The organism is Aeromonas sp. R5-4 (assembly GCF_040908215.1).
Classification (GTDB): domain Bacteria; phylum Pseudomonadota; class Gammaproteobacteria; order Enterobacterales; family Aeromonadaceae; genus Aeromonas; species Aeromonas veronii.
The window spans coordinates 107,130-122,103 of the sequence record NZ_JBFODG010000021.1; the positions used below are offsets into that span (position 1 = coordinate 107,130).

Annotated in this window: 21 protein-coding genes; 19 read left to right on the forward strand and 2 right to left on the reverse strand. The window is 59.5% G+C overall.

All coding sequences use genetic code 11. The features are described from left to right. The 19 genes from acrH to ascL all read left to right on the forward strand — a co-directional run bounded on the left by acrH (position 1) and on the right by ascL (position 13,123). Positions 1-504 carry a SycD/LcrH family type III secretion system chaperone AcrH gene (gene acrH, locus AB5Y83_RS10170; protein WP_042054069.1) on the forward strand — a complete coding sequence of 168 codons (504 nt, stop codon included), beginning with the start codon at positions 1-3 and terminating at the stop codon, positions 502-504. Continuing rightward, positions 485-1,657, forward strand: coding sequence for a type III secretion system translocon subunit AopB (gene aopB / locus AB5Y83_RS10175; RefSeq protein ID WP_279488148.1), 1,173 nt, complete (start codon positions 485-487; stop codon positions 1,655-1,657). The genes acrH and aopB overlap by 20 nt, the downstream gene beginning before the upstream one ends. A gap of 12 nt (positions 1,658-1,669) precedes the next feature. Next, positions 1,670-2,566: a type III secretion system translocon subunit AopD gene (gene aopD / locus AB5Y83_RS10180; RefSeq protein WP_139477294.1), complete on the forward strand. Its 897-nt coding sequence runs from the start codon at positions 1,670-1,672 to the stop codon at positions 2,564-2,566. 134 nt (positions 2,567-2,700) lie between these two features. Then, positions 2,701-3,144, forward strand: coding sequence for a type III secretion system chaperone (locus AB5Y83_RS10185; RefSeq protein ID WP_021229946.1), 444 nt, complete (start codon positions 2,701-2,703; stop codon positions 3,142-3,144). A 2-nt stretch (positions 3,145-3,146) separates the two neighbouring features. Then, the gene (locus tag AB5Y83_RS10190; protein WP_005334547.1) at positions 3,147-3,380 is read left to right on the forward strand and encodes a T3SS regulon translocated regulator ExsE family protein; all 234 of its coding nucleotides are present in this window, start codon (positions 3,147-3,149) and stop codon (positions 3,378-3,380) included. Continuing rightward, positions 3,377-3,778: a YscW family type III secretion system pilotin gene (locus tag AB5Y83_RS10195; protein WP_040065240.1), complete on the forward strand. Its 402-nt coding sequence runs from the start codon at positions 3,377-3,379 to the stop codon at positions 3,776-3,778. The genes AB5Y83_RS10190 and AB5Y83_RS10195 overlap by 4 nt, the downstream gene beginning before the upstream one ends. 345 nt (positions 3,779-4,123) lie before the next feature. Further along, positions 4,124-4,939: an AraC family transcriptional regulator gene (locus AB5Y83_RS10200; protein WP_019446814.1), complete on the forward strand. Its 816-nt coding sequence runs from the start codon at positions 4,124-4,126 to the stop codon at positions 4,937-4,939. A 119-nt stretch (positions 4,940-5,058) separates the two neighbouring features. Next, entirely contained in the window at positions 5,059-5,874 is an 816-nt protein-coding gene (gene exsD / locus AB5Y83_RS10205; RefSeq protein WP_005334544.1) for a type III secretion system negative regulator ExsD, read from the forward strand. Positions 5,875-5,889: 15 nt separating this feature from the next. Next, positions 5,890-6,315 (forward strand): YscB family type III secretion system chaperone AscB, encoded by a 426-nt coding sequence (gene ascB, locus AB5Y83_RS10210; RefSeq protein ID WP_005334542.1) that lies wholly within the window; start codon positions 5,890-5,892, stop codon positions 6,313-6,315. Beyond that, a complete protein-coding gene (gene ascC, locus AB5Y83_RS10215) occupies positions 6,288-8,141 on the forward strand; it encodes a SctC family type III secretion system outer membrane ring subunit AscC (protein ID WP_174218988.1) in 1,854 nt (617 codons plus the stop codon). The genes ascB and ascC overlap by 28 nt, the downstream gene beginning before the upstream one ends. Continuing rightward, a complete protein-coding gene (gene ascD, locus AB5Y83_RS10220) occupies positions 8,138-9,442 on the forward strand; it encodes a SctD family type III secretion system inner membrane ring subunit AscD (RefSeq protein ID WP_111900816.1) in 1,305 nt (434 codons plus the stop codon). The genes ascC and ascD overlap by 4 nt, the downstream gene beginning before the upstream one ends. Further along, the gene (locus AB5Y83_RS10225) at positions 9,405-9,617 is read left to right on the forward strand and encodes an EscE/YscE/SsaE family type III secretion system needle protein co-chaperone (protein WP_005334536.1); all 213 of its coding nucleotides are present in this window, start codon (positions 9,405-9,407) and stop codon (positions 9,615-9,617) included. The genes ascD and AB5Y83_RS10225 overlap by 38 nt, the downstream gene beginning before the upstream one ends. Further along, the gene (gene ascF / locus AB5Y83_RS10230; RefSeq protein ID WP_021229954.1) at positions 9,610-9,867 is read left to right on the forward strand and encodes a type III secretion system needle filament protein AscF; all 258 of its coding nucleotides are present in this window, start codon (positions 9,610-9,612) and stop codon (positions 9,865-9,867) included. Before AB5Y83_RS10225 ends, ascF begins: the two co-directional genes overlap by 8 nt. Continuing rightward, a complete protein-coding gene (locus tag AB5Y83_RS10235; protein ID WP_058058927.1) occupies positions 9,867-10,220 on the forward strand; it encodes a YscG family type III secretion system chaperone in 354 nt (117 codons plus the stop codon). The genes ascF and AB5Y83_RS10235 overlap by 1 nt, the downstream gene beginning before the upstream one ends. Further along, positions 10,217-10,771 carry a YopR family T3SS polymerization control protein gene (locus AB5Y83_RS10240; RefSeq protein ID WP_139398611.1) on the forward strand — a complete coding sequence of 185 codons (555 nt, stop codon included), beginning with the start codon at positions 10,217-10,219 and terminating at the stop codon, positions 10,769-10,771. Before AB5Y83_RS10235 ends, AB5Y83_RS10240 begins: the two co-directional genes overlap by 4 nt. Then, positions 10,771-11,109 carry a SctI family type III secretion system inner rod subunit AscI gene (gene ascI, locus AB5Y83_RS10245; protein ID WP_005320806.1) on the forward strand — a complete coding sequence of 113 codons (339 nt, stop codon included), beginning with the start codon at positions 10,771-10,773 and terminating at the stop codon, positions 11,107-11,109. Before AB5Y83_RS10240 ends, ascI begins: the two co-directional genes overlap by 1 nt. Before the next feature lie 6 nt (positions 11,110-11,115). Continuing rightward, a complete protein-coding gene (ascJ, locus tag AB5Y83_RS10250) occupies positions 11,116-11,856 on the forward strand; it encodes a SctJ family type III secretion inner membrane ring lipoprotein AscJ (RefSeq protein ID WP_179831119.1) in 741 nt (246 codons plus the stop codon). Next, complete coding sequence (locus AB5Y83_RS10255; protein ID WP_139398609.1) at positions 11,853-12,479, forward strand: SctK family type III secretion system sorting platform protein; 627 nt, start codon at positions 11,853-11,855, stop codon at positions 12,477-12,479. Before ascJ ends, AB5Y83_RS10255 begins: the two co-directional genes overlap by 4 nt. Then, a complete protein-coding gene (ascL, locus tag AB5Y83_RS10260; RefSeq protein ID WP_368175112.1) occupies positions 12,458-13,123 on the forward strand; it encodes a SctL family type III secretion system stator protein AscL in 666 nt (221 codons plus the stop codon). The genes AB5Y83_RS10255 and ascL overlap by 22 nt, the downstream gene beginning before the upstream one ends. A 149-nt stretch (positions 13,124-13,272) precedes the next feature. Here the strand turns inward: ascL and ruvC are convergent, their stop codons facing one another. Both ruvC and AB5Y83_RS10270 read right to left on the reverse strand, forming a co-directional pair. Continuing rightward, complete coding sequence (gene ruvC / locus AB5Y83_RS10265; protein WP_005334512.1) at positions 13,273-13,794, reverse strand: crossover junction endodeoxyribonuclease RuvC; 522 nt, start codon at positions 13,792-13,794, stop codon at positions 13,273-13,275. A 115-nt stretch (positions 13,795-13,909) separates the two neighbouring features. Beyond that, the gene (locus tag AB5Y83_RS10270) at positions 13,910-14,959 is read right to left on the reverse strand and encodes an efflux RND transporter periplasmic adaptor subunit (RefSeq protein ID WP_368175113.1); all 1,050 of its coding nucleotides are present in this window, start codon (positions 14,957-14,959) and stop codon (positions 13,910-13,912) included. Between the last annotated feature and the right edge of the window lie 15 nt (positions 14,960-14,974).

Genomic DNA, 14,974 nt, shown 5'->3' on the forward strand with positions numbered 1-14,974 from the left:
ATGCAGACCGACACCACCCTGACCCCGGAATATGAAGCAGAGCTGGAAGCCTTTATGGCTGACGGTGGCACCCTGGCCATGCTGCAGGATATCTCAGGCGACACCCTGGAGCAGCTCTATGCCCTGGCCTTTGGCCAGTATCAGGCTGGCAAATGGGAGGATGCTCACAAGATCTTCCAGGCCCTCTGCATGCTGGATCACTACGAGCCGCGCTATTTCCTCGGGCTGGGTGCCTGCCGTCAGGCGATGGGGGAGTTTGAAACGGCGGTTCAAAGTTATAGCTTTGGCGCCATGCTCGACCTGAAAGATCCCCGTTTCCCGTTTCATGCTGCCGAGTGCCGGCTGCAACAAGGTGATTTGAACGGGGCCGAGAGTGGCTTCCACTCGGCCCGACTGCTGGCGGACACAGATCCCCGGCAGGCAGACCTGGCGGCAAGCGCCAAGGTCATGTTGGAAGCCATCGCAATCAGAAGGGATCTGCAAGATGAACCCGATCAGCAATGAAAGACAGGTTTCCCCGCTGGGAAACACAGGTGATGTTGCGGGCCTGGCGCCCGTAACCCAACCTCGCAGTGAAACACGGCTCGATGCTGCAACGGTGCAAGTCACCGGCCAGGCCCGCAAGTCAGGGGTCTCGCTGAACCCACCACTGGCGGTAAGCAATAGCCAGGTCAGTGCGCAGCAACTTGGTGAAATCGGCAAGTTGGTGGCTTCGGTGAAAGAGAACACCCGCTTGATTCTGCCGCACACCACCGGGTTGGTGACCGCAGCCTTTACCTCGCCCGAAGCGTTCGAGATTGAGCTGGGCAAGCTCACCAGCGATCTGGAGAAGACCCAGACCAAGCTGAAGCTTGATGATATCCGGCAAGCTCGCACGCTGAACGAGAAGAAGATCGGCGAGAATCAGGCGAAGATCAAAGAGGCAGAAGAGAGTGCCCAGGAGGCCAAGAAGGCCGGCATCTTTGGCAAAATTTTTGGCTGGATCAGTGCCATCGCCTCGCTGGTGATCGGTGCCATCATGGTGGCAACCGGGATTGGTGCTGCCGCCGGTGCCCTGATGATCGCAGCTGGCGTCGTTGGCGTGGTCAACATGGCTGTGCAGCAGGCTGCCGCTGATGGCCTTATCTCCAAGGAGGTGATGGAGAAGCTGGGGCCAGCCCTGATGGGGATAGAGATTGCATTGGCAGTGATTTCGGCCGCAGTCAGTTTCGGTGCGACCATTGGCGGTGCGATTGCCAAACTGGGCGCCAAGATTGGTGGCAAGGTTGCGGATGTTACCGCCAAAATCGCTGCCAAGGCGGGTGAAGTGGCCGCCAAATTTGGTGCCAGAGCAACCGTTGAGGCGGTGAAGGTGAGTGACAAGATGGCGAAAGTGGCCAAACTGGCCACCCAGGGTGCCGATATCCTCATTGATGTGAGCAGTGGCGTGGCCAAAACGGTCCAGTCAGCGAAAGAGTCCGAGTCGCTCGATGCCCAGGCTGATCTTGCCTTGAGCAAGAGCGAGATGACCGAACTGCAAGGGGTCATCGACAAGCTCAAGGAGGCGATAGCCCAGATGATCGAGGCGTTCCAGCAGACCATGGAGATGATCTTCCAGATGATCAATGCCAAGGGCGACATGATGAACAACCTGGCCCGCAGACCTGCCGCTATCTAAGGAGTACCGACCATGATTAACAGTGATTATGCAAATGGCGTGACCCGTACCGCCCCGCTGACCGAGGTGCAGGCCGGAGAGGCGCAGCAGGTTCGCAGTGCGACCACTGCCCATGAGGCCGCCGCTTCGACTCGCCCGCAAGGGTCAGAGAACAAAAGCGTTCCAACCCTGCCACGTCCCTCCATCCCCTTCGATACCAAAGGGGTGACCCAGATGGTTGCGCAGCTGGACAGTGCGATGGATATGATGTCCTTGCTGTTCAAACTGGCCCGTCAGGCCCGTGAGGAGGGGTTACAGGTTCGGGATATCGAGAACAAGCTGGTCATCAGCAACCAGCAGGCACAGGTTGACGAGATGCGCCACGGCGCCAAGCTGATGATCGCCATGGCGGTGGTCTCCGGCGTGATGGCGGGGTTCTCTGCCATTATGGGCGGGATCAGCCTGGGCAAGGGCGCCAAGACTATCAAGCAGCAACAATCCCTTGATGGCAAGATTGCCGGTCGCGAGGCCTTGATTGACGCCAAGGTTGATAGCTTGAGCAAGCAGGGCCAACAGGTTGACCGTGCTGATGTGGGTAAAGTCTGGAAACAGGATCAAGTTGCAGACAGTAATGCGAGCCGATTGTTGGACAAGAAATTTGCTCGTACTTCCGAACGGGGTCAGGTGTTCAACACCGTAACCCAGTCTGTGGGGCAAATGAGCAACTCAGCGGTGCAGGTGGCGCAGGGTGATAGCCAGGCCAATGCGAAAGAAGACGAGGTCGAGGCGACCATCAGTCAGAGCGAGAAGCAGAAGGCCGAGGACAATATGTCCTTCAATGCCAACTTTATGAAAGATCTGCTGCAACTGATGCAGCAGTATTCCCAGAGCCAGAATCAGGCCTGGAAAGCGGCATTCGGCGTTGCATAAACGTCATGGCAATCAAGGCGCCCACTGGGGCGCCTTTTTGTTTTCCGGCCATTTTTCTTAAAAGTGCCGCCCTTGAGTGACAGCCTGCATGGCGGTGGCAGGCTAACATGCCTTCCTCTCTGCTGGAGGAAATCATGGATGTAACTGTCATCATCAATCGACTGCTCGCTGAATTTGCCACCAAATATGGTTTGCCATCCCTGGCTCTGAATCAGGAGGGGGTTGCGGCGCTCTGCTTTGACGAGCAGTTGCAACTCAGCCTGATCCTGGTGCCGGAGCGTGATCAGCTGGTGTTGCAGGCCGACGTGGCCGAGCTGCATCAGGTGGGCGAGGGGATTTTCCGTCAGTTGGCCAGCTTCAATCGTCACTGGTATCAGTTCAATCTTCACTTCGGTTTCGATGAAGAGAGTCTGACGGTGCAACTCTATCGCCAGATGGCGGCAAGCCGGTTGACTCTGGCGTACCTTGAAGAGAGTCTCGCCAGCATGCTGGAGCATGCCGAGTTCTGGCAGGAGTTGCTGCAACCCGGTACTCGGGAGGCAGGCAGCAGTGATCAGGTGATGGGAGTGCGGGTATAACCATGAAGATTCAGGAATCACAAGGTGCGCTGGCCCTGCATGGGGCAGAGGCGGGCAAGGTGGGGGCATTTGCAGGCAGAACCGTGAGTGCCCGGTCAGCCAGTGCGAGCCAGGTTCCCCTGTCGGCACTGCTGCGACGCTCCATTACCCTCAATCAGGTCCAGGAGCTGGCGCTGCAGCGACTGCAGCAGGGTGAGCACACACCGCTGAGTGAGCGGCGGATCCGAGTGTTATGAGAGGTCTGCTGGCACTGATGTTGTCGGCCATGCTGGCCGGTTGTGTCACCACCCCGGAGCTGAAGCCATCGCAACAGCAACTCAAGGGCGAGGTGCATTTCCCGCAAGCCTTGCCACGTCCGGCGACAGTGGAGGTGGCTGTGCTCAGCGTGATCGGGGGGCGTCCGTTGCAAGTGGCAGCCACCCGTTATGAGGTGACCATGCTGCCATTGCTGTTTGATCTGCGTTTGACCCCTCTGCAACTGGCGGAAGGGGAGATCTATCTGCGTGCCCGCTTGCGATTTATGGATGGCACCGCGGTACAGGCTATGAGTCAGCAGAAAGTTTTTAAGATTTTTAATGACAAAAAAATGGTTATTCAATTGCAGCCAAAAGCTTGTTATCCACAATGTCAGTAATGATTGTGTTTAAATAAAAAGCCTCAAATCAATCATTTATTAATTTGTCAGTTAAGATTGAAGGTTTCTTTTTGTAACGAAGTATCTTTTGCTGTAAGCACACCATTAAGTATGAGTCGCCGCAATGGATAAATAGTGTGTTAGCTCTAATTTTAGGCTGGTTTTTCTGCTTGTGACTGTTGTAGGATCCCCCCCTCATTTCAATGGTGATTAATTTTTGAATTCACCAGCGAATGACTTGATTACAAAATAATAAATAAAAATAACAGCAATAATAAAGCACCCGAGAGCGACCCGCTTCCGGAGGTGTTACTGGTACTACACGCAGATTCAGGAAAATAAAACATGAAGGGCATTACTACCACAGAGAAGGGCGATATGGCCCTGCTCCAGTGGTGCATGTCTGCTTTTAACGTTATCGAACATCCGCAAGAGGGAATTTATATTCTCCTGGAAGGATCGATGAAGTGGCAGGACTGTACCGATACCTATGAATTATCCCCCAACGAACTTCTGTTCGTGCGCCGTGGCAACTACGCGGTCTGTACCGGTGACGGCCCCTGCCGCCTGCTTTGGCTACCTCTGTCAAACTCCTTTTTGCAAGGCTTCTTGCAACGTTTCGGTTCACTGTTGAGTGAAGTCCCCCGGCTGGAGGGGATGGCCCCCACGCTGTTGCCGTTTCACTCATCCCCCTTGCTGACCCAATGTATTCAGGGGCTGCGCGGGTTGACCGAACATGAACATCCCCCCGCACTGGCCCAATTACGCACCGAAGAGTTGCTGTTTCTGCTCGCTTTTGGCGAACAGGGGCCTCAACTGATGTCTATTTTGCGCCAGCTGAGCAATCGCCAGGTCGAGCGGTTGCAACAGTTTATGGAAAAGCACTATCTGATGGAGTGGAAGCTCAGCGAATTCGCCAAAGAGTTCGGTATGGGATTGACCACTTTCAAGGAGCTGTTTGGCTCGATATATGGTGTTTCTCCACGCGCCTGGATCAGTGAAAGGCGGATCCTTTTCGCTCATCAGTTATTACTCAATAGTGAAATGAGCATCGTCGATATTGCGATGGAGGCCGGTTTCTCCAGCCAATCCTATTTTACCCAGAGTTATCGTCGTCGTTTTGGCTGTACGCCAAGCCGTGCCCGACACGGCACAGATTAACGCCGGACTAAAATAATCTGACGTTTTTTATAAGCCGCGGAGCGAGGCAATGGATAGAATAGCCAGCATATCGAAACATCATTCCATTATTGCCCGCAGCAAGATGAGCAAGGCATAGCATGAGTCAGCAAGATCACCATTCACCTAACCAGGGCCTGTTTGCAGGTCGTCGGGTTACCGTTGTCCAGCCAGATACCCTGAGTCGGGATCGTCTGGTCGGCCAGCTGTCCGTGCTCCGTTATCAGGATGCCGGCGTGATCACCTCGCAGCAGATGGCCCTGTTGCAACGACTGTTGCCCAGAACCCGACTGGAGAGCCTGTTGGGCTCCATCTGGTTTCAGCGCCGTCTCGATGCCGCGCTGGCCGTCTCGCGTGAGGAGCTACAACAGATCTTGCGCCTGGCAGGCAGTGAGCGTTGTGACTGGATGCAGCAGCTGGGGGACCGTATCAATCTGGCGGATCGTCCCTTGCTGTGGCACTGGGTGCTCTATCCCTTGCACCGCTGGTGGGTTCAGCGTCTTGAACCACTTTACGGCGCCTGGCTTAACGAACTGGAGCAGTTGCAGGTGATGCGCCGCCAGCTCAATGCCCAGGCTGTGTTCTGGCAGACCGTGGTCGATGTACCGGCGGATCTGGAGAGCCGGATCGCCGATCAGCTTGAGCAGTTGAACCAGCGCGAGCAGGAGCTCACCCGGCTGCAGACTGATTGTGAGACACGTCTCCAGCTGGCCTGGCCTGCCTGGTATGCGCAAACGAGCAAGGAGGGGGACCCGGTTCACCTGATGCCGGTACCGCTTGAGCTCGGCACATTCTGGCATGCCCTGCAGGCTCTGCCCCATCAGGACGAGGCAGCCCTAACCCTGCATGAGTGGCTGGCCGGTCGGGGCATTGCCTTGGGTCAGGATCACTTCTACTGGCAGCCTCCTGCGCCCTAGATAGCCCGAGGAACTATGCAAACGCTACTGAATCGATTGGCCGCAAACCTTGGCCAAGGGCCTTTTATTGCCGACGCACAGGGAAAGTACCATCTGCGGATCGATGGTTATCCCCTTTTTCTGACCCCCAGAAACGGTGAGTTGTTGCTGAGCACCCCGCTTGCAAGCAGCCAGAGGAATGGCGCTGAGACCCATGATCCGGCGCTGCTAAAGCGCCTGTTGCAACAGGTGGTGGCCTGGGGGCGTCATGCCCCCCATGCCCTGGTGCTGGATGATCTTGGCAATTTGCAGCTGGAGGCGCGGCTCGCGCTGGAGTGGCTCGACGAGGCGCTGCTGGCGGAGCGCTTGAGCCAGCACATCGCCCTGCTGGAGCGGTTGGAACCCCAATTGACCGAGGCCGCCTTGGCCCCCCAATGGAGACAGATGATATGGCACCCTTGAGTGTGCAACCCCTGCTGCGTCCCCTGTTGTGGATCTGCCTCGCCGTGATGGCGTGGCAGCGACCCGCCATGGCACAGGAGCTGGACTGGGTGCCCATGCCTTACAGCTATGTGGCAGAAGGGGAGAGTCTGCGCGACGTGCTGGTCAACTTCGGTGCCAACTACGAGGTCTCCGTGGTGGTCAGCGACAAGGTCAACGATCAGGTCAACGGTCAGTTTGAGCATGACGAGCCGCTCGCCTTTTTGCAGCAGCTCTCCTCCCTCTACAACCTGGTCTGGTACTACGACGGCAATGTGCTCTACGTCTTCAAGAACAGCGAAGTGCAGTCCCGTCTCATCAATCTTGAGCAGACTGGCGCAGCAGAACTCAAACAGGCGCTGCAACGAGCCGGGATCTGGGAGCCCCGCTTTGGCTGGCGCCCCGATGCGGATAATCGGCTGGTCTATGTCTCCGGCCCGCCCCGTTACCTTGAACTGATCGAGCAGACCGCGCTGGCACTGGAGCAACAATCCCAGCTGCGCAGCGAGAAGACCGGGCCGCTGGCCATCGAGATCTTCCCCCTCAAGTACGCCTCGGCTACCGATCGCTCCATCCAGTACCGCGATACCGATGTGGCGGCGCCCGGTGTGGCGACCATTCTGGCCAAGCTGCTGAGTGATGCTGGCGTGCAGATGGTCAACGGCGAGGGTAGCAAGGCCTCGACGGCCACCTCCGGTCAGGCCATCGTGCAGGCCGATCCTTCCCTCAATGCGGTGATCGTACGCGATGCTCCGGAGCGGATGGCGATGTACGGCAAGTTGATCGCCGCGCTCGACAAACCGGCGGCCCGTATCGAGGTGGCGCTCTCCATCATCGATATCAATGCCGAGGATCTCTCCCAGTTGGGGGTGGATTGGCGAGTGGGGATCCGCACCGGTTCCAACCAGCAGGTGATTATCAAGACCACCGGCGATCGCAAAGGAATTGAAGGGGGCGCTGCGCTCGGCAGTCTGGTGGACTCCAAGGGACTCGACTATCTGCTGGCCCGGGTCAACTTGCTGGAAAACGAAGGCAATGCCCAGGTGGTCTCCCGCCCGACCTTGCTGACCCAGGAGAACACCCAGGCGGTGATCGACCACAGCGAAACCTATTACGTGAAGATCAGCGGTGAGCGGGTGGCCGAGCTGCAGGGGATCACTTACGGCACCATGCTGCGAATGACGCCCCGAGTGATCCAGATGGGTGACAGACCCGAGATCAGCCTGAGCCTCCACATCGAGGATGGCAACCAGAAACCCAACAGTGCGGGGGCCGATGGCATTCCCACCATCAGTCGCACCGTGGTCGATACCATCGCCCGGGTCGGCCACGGCCAGAGTCTGCTGATTGGCGGTATCTACCGCGACGAGATGAGCGAGAACCTGAGCAAGGTGCCCTTCTTGGGTGACATCCCTTATCTGGGGGCGCTGTTCCGTAGCAAGGACACCCAGACTCGTCGTTCGGTGCGGCTATTTATCATCGAGCCTCGTCTGATTGATGACGGTATTGCCCACTATCTGGCGCTGGGCAATGGTCAGGATTTGCGAGCCGGGGTGCTCGGGGCTGATGAGATCTCCAATCAGAGTCTCTCCCTTGGCAAGGTGCTGGGGGGCGCGCAATGCCAGCCGCTGGCTGCAGCCCGTGATGTGCAGCAACTGCTGCGTCAGGGGGGCAAGAGCTCGTCTCTCACTCAGTGCCGGATGGGCAATGAGCTGGGGTGGCGTCTGGTCGAAATGAACAAGGATCAAAAATGTACACCGGCCGCCAGCTGGTGTGTGCAGGCGGGCAATGAGGGCGCGACCCGATGAGCTGGAAGTGCCGCGTATATCGCGGGCTCAATCGCGGGGTAGAAGTTCCTCTGCCGGAGGGGCGTCTGGTCATAGGTTCCGATCCCCTCAAGGCTGATCTGGTGCTGGTGGATGAGGGGATGGCCCCCGAGCATCTGGTACTGCTGGTGAATGGGGAAGGGATCACCCTGCAAGCCTGGGCGGACGGTATTACCCCGACTCAGGACGGTGTCGCCCTGACCGCGGGAGAGACGCTCAGGGCGGGAACGCGCCTGGAGGCAGGCCCGCTGCTCTGGAGCTTCTGTGACAACAGTCGTTCGCTACCCGAACAGCTGGAGGCACTGGCGGCGGTGGTTGCTCCTTCTCGTGCGCCGCGGCGGCGGGCAGCAGGCGCCGATGTCTGGATGGGGGCCCTCTGCCTGAGTCTGGTGGTCGCCGTGGTCTTGCTGCTCGGCACGGGTTGGTGGCATGGCGCCGACGAGAACGAATCCGCCCGCAGTGAGCAGGCATTGAAGCGCTTTCTGGCCGCACCAAACTACCGTCAGGTGGTGCTGAACAGCAGTGACCCCGAGCTGTGGCAACTCTCGGGTTATGTCGATGAGAACAGCGCTCGTCTTGCCTTGCAGCAGTACCTCGACAGCAAGGGTTTCAGCTACCGGCTGGAGCTGCGCACCATGGAAGATCTGCGGCAGGGTGCCGGCTTTATCTTGCAGAAGTTGGGTTATGAACAGCTGCAGATCCGCAATGGCAAGGAGCCCGGCTGGCTCAAGCTCAGCGGTGAAATTCAGGGACAGGATGGCAAATGGAGCACCATTGAATCTCTGCTCAAGCAGGAGGTCCCCGGCCTGCTGGGGGTTGAGAATCAGGTACAGATTGCCGGGGCTTATCGCAAGCGTCTTGATGCCTTGCTGCAGGAGCAGGGGCTGGCCGGTGCATTGCGGGTGCGTGAAGCGGGTGGGCGACTCGAACTCTCCGGCCAGCTGGATGAGCGCCAACTTGGCCAGTTTCAGCAGGTCAATCAGCAGTTTCGCCGGGAGTTCGGTACACACCCGACGCTGGAGCTGATCAATCAGACCAGAACGCCGCGTCAGGATGAGCTGGAGTTCGATGTGCGCAGCGTCTCGTTTGGCCGGGTGCCTTATGTGGTACTGGCAGACAACCAGCGCTATCCGGTTGGGGGCGCAACCTCCAGCGGGGTGCGGGTGCTGGCCATTCGCCCCGATGCGGTGGTGGTGAGCAAGGGCAAGCAGCAATACATCGTCAAATTAAAAGGAGCCGAGCGGCATGATGACCAGTTTGGAAGCGCGACTGTCCGGCGCTGATCCCGCCTTTGCTCGTGAGCTGCATGAGCAGCTTGTTCAGGCGCAGGGTGAAGTGAAACGGCAACTGCTGCGCGGGGGAACCCCGCAACAGTATCGGGAGTGGCAACAACAGGCCGACGCCATCGAGGCGGGGCTCACGATCATTGGCAAGATAAAGGAACACAACCATGGCTGATTACTTTACCTATACGGACAAGAACAGTAACACCCTCGATCAAGTGGCAGAAAACCTTTCTGGTCAGGCTAACACCGCCAACACCGAGGTCAACAAGGCCATTGAGGCGATGAAAACCAATCCGGACAACCCGGCGTTGCTGGCCGAGTTGCAGCACAAGATCAACAAATGGTCGGTGATCTACAACATCAACTCCACCGTGACTCGGGCCATGAAAGACCTGATGCAGGGTATTTTGCAGAAGATTTGATGATGAACCCTGAACTCAAGCGACAACTGGCCGAGCTTGCGCTGGCTGGTACCGGCCACCATTGCCATCAGGAGGCGGCCACCATCGCCGACTGGCTGGCGGGTGCGCCGGAGATGACCGAGTGTGTAACGCTCATTCGCCTCTCCTCCCTGATGAACCGGGGGGATTATCAGGCTGCTTTGCAGCTTGGTGGCGAGCACTGCACACCGGATATCGAGCCCTGGCTGGCACTGTGCGAGTGGCGGCTTGGTCAGCAGGATGAACTGACTGCACGGTTGCTGCGACTGGAGCAGAGCGGCCAACCAGCCTTGCAACAGTTTGCCGCAGGCCTGCGCGAGCAGATGACCTCATGAAAATTGAAGGCAGCGATCAGCCGGGGGGAGAGCAGCCGCTGCGTCAGCCCCCCCCGCCCGAATCCATGGCCCAACGCCAGTTCGAGCGACTGCTGGCCAAGACTCCCGAGCCGGATCTGTTCGAACGCTGGCAACAGGGGGCACCCCTTGAGGGGTTGCTGGCCGGTGTGGCGCCAGTCGCCAAGCGTGAACTGCTCTGGCAGATCTACCAACAGGGCGACAAACCGGCGCCGGAGATTGGCAAGCAGCTGTTTGGCCCTGTTACCGACAAGCTGATCGCGCGTTTTGGCGAGCGCCAGTCGCCGGTGGTGGATGCCATCGATCTGCCGGAGTTGCGAGCAACCATGCGGGAGTTTGATCCTCTGGCGTCGCGGCGCGAGAAGGTGTTGCTGAACTTGTTGAGCGAGCTCAGGGACGGGCAGGGCGCCGTGCCCGCGGGACATCAATTCCTCGATGCACTGGCCCGGCGCGAGCTGATGACCCTGATCCCGCTCAACGGCATGGTCGACAATCTGATGCGCAATTCGCACAAACTTGATCTGGAGGCGTGATGGAAATTGCACAGTCTGCCCAGGCGGTGGTAACCAGCCTGGATGAGTTGAAAGCGGTGGATCTCTCCTCGCCCCATGTCGCCAGTTTTGAACAGGCGATGGGGAGCACATCCCAGGGGATGGGGAGCTCTCTGCTCGGGGAGCTGGGGGAGTTGAAGCAGCAGTTTGTCGAGGCCAAGCAGAGCCTGCAAGCCGAGCTGGCCACCCCGGGGGATGATCCCAACAGCCTGATGCAGATGCAGTGGTCGCTGATGCGGATCACCATGCAGGAGGAGCTGATTGCCAAGACAGTGGGCAAGATGAGCCAGAACGTAGAAACCCTGTTGAAGACCCAGTGAGGTAGTGTGAAGAGATCGATGCTGATGGGGGTGCTCGGCGCCTCGTTGCTGCTCAGTGGCTGCAAAGTGGAGCTCTATACCGGAGTCACTCAGAAAGAGGGTAACGAGATGCTGGCGCTGCTGCAAACCGAGGGGATCGCCTCGGACAAGCAGCCGGACAAGGATGGCCGCATCAAGCTGCTGGTGGAGGAGTCCGACGTGGCGCAGGCCATCGAGACCCTCAAACGCAAGGGCTATCCAAAAGAGAGCTTCTCCACTCTGCAGGATGTGTTTCCCAAGGATGGCCTCATCTCCTCGCCCACCGAGGAGCGGGCTCGCCTCACCTATGCCAAGGCGCAGGAGATCTCCAATACCCTGTCGGAAATAGACGGCGTGCTGGTGGCTCGCGTCCATGTGGTGCTGCCGGAAGGCAATGAGGGGATCAGCAAGAAACCCTCTCCCGCCTCGGCCTCGGTCTTTATCAAGCATGCGGCGGATATCCAGCTCGATACCTACATTCCGCAGATCAAGCAACTGGTCAACAACAGTATCGAGGGGCTCGCCTACGACCGGATCAGCGTGGTGCTGGTGCCCTCGGCCGATGTGCGCCAGAGCCCGTTGATGCCGCGCAATACCTCGCTGTTCTCCATTGAAGTGAGCGAAGGTTCAAAATGGCGGCTGGGCGGCTTGATTGCCCTGTTGCTGGCGCTGGTGGTGACCAGCAACCTGGCGCAATACATGTGGCACCGGAGTCGGAGTCGCGGATGACGGTCGGTTTGACCCCCTATCAGCTGCGCTTTTGCCCGGCCAGTTATCTCCATGAGGCGCACCTGCCCTCATCCTGGGCGCAGGTGCCGAAACTTTTGCCCGAGTGGCGGACGCTGCCAGCCAGTAACGGCGCCTTGCTCAAGGCGCTGGCATTGGGAATTGGCTACGAGATGCCCGCGCCTCTGGGGGGATTGGCGCTGTTTCCCCAAAGTGAGCTGGTGCTGTTGTTGCGCCGTCTGGGGGCCGTGCTGCACGGCGAGGCGATCCGCCACTGCTTGCTGGCACCAACGCTGCGCCAGATCATCGCTTTGCTGGGGGAGGAGGGGCACAGAGCCGTACTCTCCCAGCTCGACTTGTTGATCGGCCCCTGGCCCGCTGGCTGGCAGCAGCCTCTGCCCGCTCAGCTCGATGAGGGAGTGCTGGAAGAGGCTGGCTTGCAGTTCTGGCTGGCGGCGGCCGGGGAAGGCTACCCCGACTGGGCTCGCCGTCTCACCCTGCGACTTCCCCCAGCGCCACCCGGGCCATCATGGCCTTTGGCGGCTGGCCAGCTGCCACTGGCCCGGGCGCTTTGTCTCAAGATTGCCAAACAGGTAACTCCCCAATGCTGCCATTTGTTGAAATAAAGAGTAACCATCTGCAACTGGCGTCAAGCCAGCGTATTTTGCGTAGCCAGGATTACCTATCCTACCTGAGTGCACAGGCGCTGGTAGAGGCTGCCCGCGCCCAGGCGGCTGATATCGTGGCGGAGGCCCGCGCCGTCTATGAAGAGCAGAAGAGCCTTGGCTGGCAAGCCGGGATTGACGAGGCCCGGCGCGAACAGGCAGTGCTGATCCACCAGACCCAGTTGCAGTGCCAGGGGTACTATCGCACCGTGGAGCAGCAAATGAGCGAGGTGGTGCTGCAGGCGGTGCGCAAGATCCTGCACGATTACGATCAGGTTGCGCTCACCCTCAAGGTGGTGCGCGAGGCGCTCTCGCTGGTGAGCAACCAGAAGCAGGTGACGATACGGGTTCATCCCGAGCAGGTGCAGGCGGTGCGCGACCAGATCGCCCGGGTACACAAGGATTTCCCCGAAATCGGCTATCTCGAGATCTCCGCCGATGCCCGCCTCGATCAGGGGGGTTGCATCCTCGAGACCGAGGTGGGGATCATCGATGCCAGCCTCGACGGCCAGCTGGAGGCGCTCTCCTTCGCTATGAGTTCGGCGCTGGAAAAGCGTGGTGAGCAGCAGGCCCGACTCGTCGGGGCGAATGCCGCGGTTGAATAAGGCGGCTGAATATATGGCCGGCTACGTAAGAGAACATTCATCTGACAAGTCCCGCTGGTTGTTACCTGCCCAAAACAAAACCGCCCCGGAGATCCGGGGCGGTTTTTTTATTTAGCGATACTGAGATGAGTCGTGGACGACACAAGGGCTCAGCGATAGCGGCCACGTACCGAGCTGCTGGCACGGCCGGCCATCTTGATCAGGCTCTGGCGGGTGTGCAGGTGGCAGAGCGCGACGCCAAGGGCATCTGCTGCATCCGCCTGCGGGGTGGCGGAGAGTTTCAGCAGATGGGTCACCATATGCTGCACCTGCTCCTTGGCGGCGCCGCCAGTGCCCACCACTGCCTGCTTGATCTGGGTGGCAGAGTATTCGCTCACCGGCAAATAGGCGTTGACCGCGGCGACGATGGCGCTGCCCCGGGCCTGCCCCAGTTTCAGGGCCGAGTCGGCGTTGCGGGCCATAAAGACCCGCTCGATGGCAAACTCGGTGGGTTTGAACTGGGTGATGATCTCGCATACCCCGTCATAGACCTGCTTGAGGCGCTCCGGCAGCTCGCCGCAATCGGTGCGGATGCAGCCAGAGCCCAAGTATTCGGCCTTGCCGCCCACGACCCGGATAACCCCGTATCCGGTGATCCGCGAACCCGGATCGATGCCCAAAATAATGCTCATGGGTGTTGATTGCTCTAAACGCGAGTGATGGCCGCCAAGATAGCAAACTGTGGCCCGTTTGGCTGTATGTCCCGGGTCAAGCGGGCAAAGATTGGCCAGCCTGCGTCGGGCGTTGCTACCCCTTGAACAATTCTATGGTGTCGCCATCCTGCAGGCTGCCCGCGCCACGCACCACCACCCGATCCCCCTGCTTGAGGGCACCGCTCACCGCCACCTGCTGGCTGTCGCCAAACAGCACGGTGACCGGCACCCGATTCACCTTGAGCGCCTTGCCGCTTCGCGCCACCTGATAGACCACACTGCCATCGGTGCCGAGCACCAGGGCGTCCCGGGGCAGCAGCATGCTCTGTTGATCCCCCAGTGGCAGGGCAACCCGTACTGGCGAGCCGATGATGAATGTGCCCGCTTCCGGTTTGAGGCGCAGCTCGATGAGGCGCGACTTGGGATCGGCGCTGGCGGCCCGCTGGTAATAGACGCCGTGACCACTCAGCTGCTCCCCCTCCACCCGCAGCCGGGTTTGCGGCGCCAGCTGCTGGGCCCAGAGAATGGGGGCCTGCAGGCGGATATCCGGCTGATCCGGGTTGACCAGCTCCAGCGCCTGCTCGCCCGCGTCCACATGCTCGCCGGGCTGGATGAAGTGGTTGTTCACCACCCCGTCGAACGGGGCATAGATGTGGCTGCGGCGCAGCTGTTCCTCAATCTGGTTCACCTGTATGGCGGCCAGCCGCTCGGCCAGCGCGGCCTGCTCCACATCGTAGCTGGCCTTGTCGTACTGGCTTTGGGAGGCGCTCTTTTGCTGGTGCAGTCGGGTGATCCGCCGGGATTCGGCGCGAGCGAAGCGCAGGTTGCTCTGCCATTTCGCCTGCTCGGCGCGAGCCTGCTCCAGCGAGAGGCGCAGCGCCGCGCTGTCGAGGCGCAGCAGCTCATCTCCTTTTTTGACTCGGCTGCCAAATTCGGCGATCCACTCCACCCGGCCGCTCACTTCGGCGCTGAGCGCCGCTTGCTGGCGACTCGCCACCGTGCCGCTGACCCAGATATTGGCGGCCGCATCCCCTTGGGTCACATCCGCCAGGGTCACCATCTTGCCCTGATCGGCCAATACCGGTAGCGCGCTGCCTGCAATCAGCGCAGCGCCAGCCAACATTCGGGTAATCATATGTGTCATCGATGAGCTCCTTGC

Excerpts from the sequence above, each read along its gene's own strand:
- exsD (WP_005334544.1), top strand. The coding sequence starts at position 5,059 with ATGAGTCAGCAAGATCACCATTCACCTAACCAGGGCCTGTTTGCAGGT.
- ruvC (WP_005334512.1), bottom strand. The coding sequence starts at position 13,794 with ATGAGCATTATTTTGGGCATCGATCCGGGTTCGCGGATCACCGGATAC.
- AB5Y83_RS10235 (WP_058058927.1), top strand. The coding sequence starts at position 9,867 with ATGATGAACCCTGAACTCAAGCGACAACTGGCCGAGCTTGCGCTGGCT.
- ascD (WP_111900816.1), top strand. The coding sequence starts at position 8,138 with ATGAGCTGGAAGTGCCGCGTATATCGCGGGCTCAATCGCGGGGTAGAA.
- AB5Y83_RS10200 (WP_019446814.1), top strand. The coding sequence starts at position 4,124 with ATGAAGGGCATTACTACCACAGAGAAGGGCGATATGGCCCTGCTCCAG.
- AB5Y83_RS10190 (WP_005334547.1), top strand. The coding sequence starts at position 3,147 with ATGAAGATTCAGGAATCACAAGGTGCGCTGGCCCTGCATGGGGCAGAG.
- AB5Y83_RS10185 (WP_021229946.1), top strand. The coding sequence starts at position 2,701 with ATGGATGTAACTGTCATCATCAATCGACTGCTCGCTGAATTTGCCACC.
- ascL (WP_368175112.1), top strand. The coding sequence starts at position 12,458 with ATGCTGCCATTTGTTGAAATAAAGAGTAACCATCTGCAACTGGCGTCA.
- ascF (WP_021229954.1), top strand. The coding sequence starts at position 9,610 with ATGGCTGATTACTTTACCTATACGGACAAGAACAGTAACACCCTCGAT.
- ascC (WP_174218988.1), top strand. The coding sequence starts at position 6,288 with ATGGAGACAGATGATATGGCACCCTTGAGTGTGCAACCCCTGCTGCGT.
- ascI (WP_005320806.1), top strand. The coding sequence starts at position 10,771 with ATGGAAATTGCACAGTCTGCCCAGGCGGTGGTAACCAGCCTGGATGAG.
- acrH (WP_042054069.1), top strand. The coding sequence starts at position 1 with ATGCAGACCGACACCACCCTGACCCCGGAATATGAAGCAGAGCTGGAA.
- aopB (WP_279488148.1), top strand. The coding sequence starts at position 485 with ATGAACCCGATCAGCAATGAAAGACAGGTTTCCCCGCTGGGAAACACA.
- aopD (WP_139477294.1), top strand. The coding sequence starts at position 1,670 with ATGATTAACAGTGATTATGCAAATGGCGTGACCCGTACCGCCCCGCTG.
- AB5Y83_RS10270 (WP_368175113.1), bottom strand. The coding sequence starts at position 14,959 with ATGACACATATGATTACCCGAATGTTGGCTGGCGCTGCGCTGATTGCA.
- AB5Y83_RS10255 (WP_139398609.1), top strand. The coding sequence starts at position 11,853 with ATGACGGTCGGTTTGACCCCCTATCAGCTGCGCTTTTGCCCGGCCAGT.
- AB5Y83_RS10225 (WP_005334536.1), top strand. The coding sequence starts at position 9,405 with ATGATGACCAGTTTGGAAGCGCGACTGTCCGGCGCTGATCCCGCCTTT.
- AB5Y83_RS10195 (WP_040065240.1), top strand. The coding sequence starts at position 3,377 with ATGAGAGGTCTGCTGGCACTGATGTTGTCGGCCATGCTGGCCGGTTGT.
- AB5Y83_RS10240 (WP_139398611.1), top strand. The coding sequence starts at position 10,217 with ATGAAAATTGAAGGCAGCGATCAGCCGGGGGGAGAGCAGCCGCTGCGT.
- ascB (WP_005334542.1), top strand. The coding sequence starts at position 5,890 with ATGCAAACGCTACTGAATCGATTGGCCGCAAACCTTGGCCAAGGGCCT.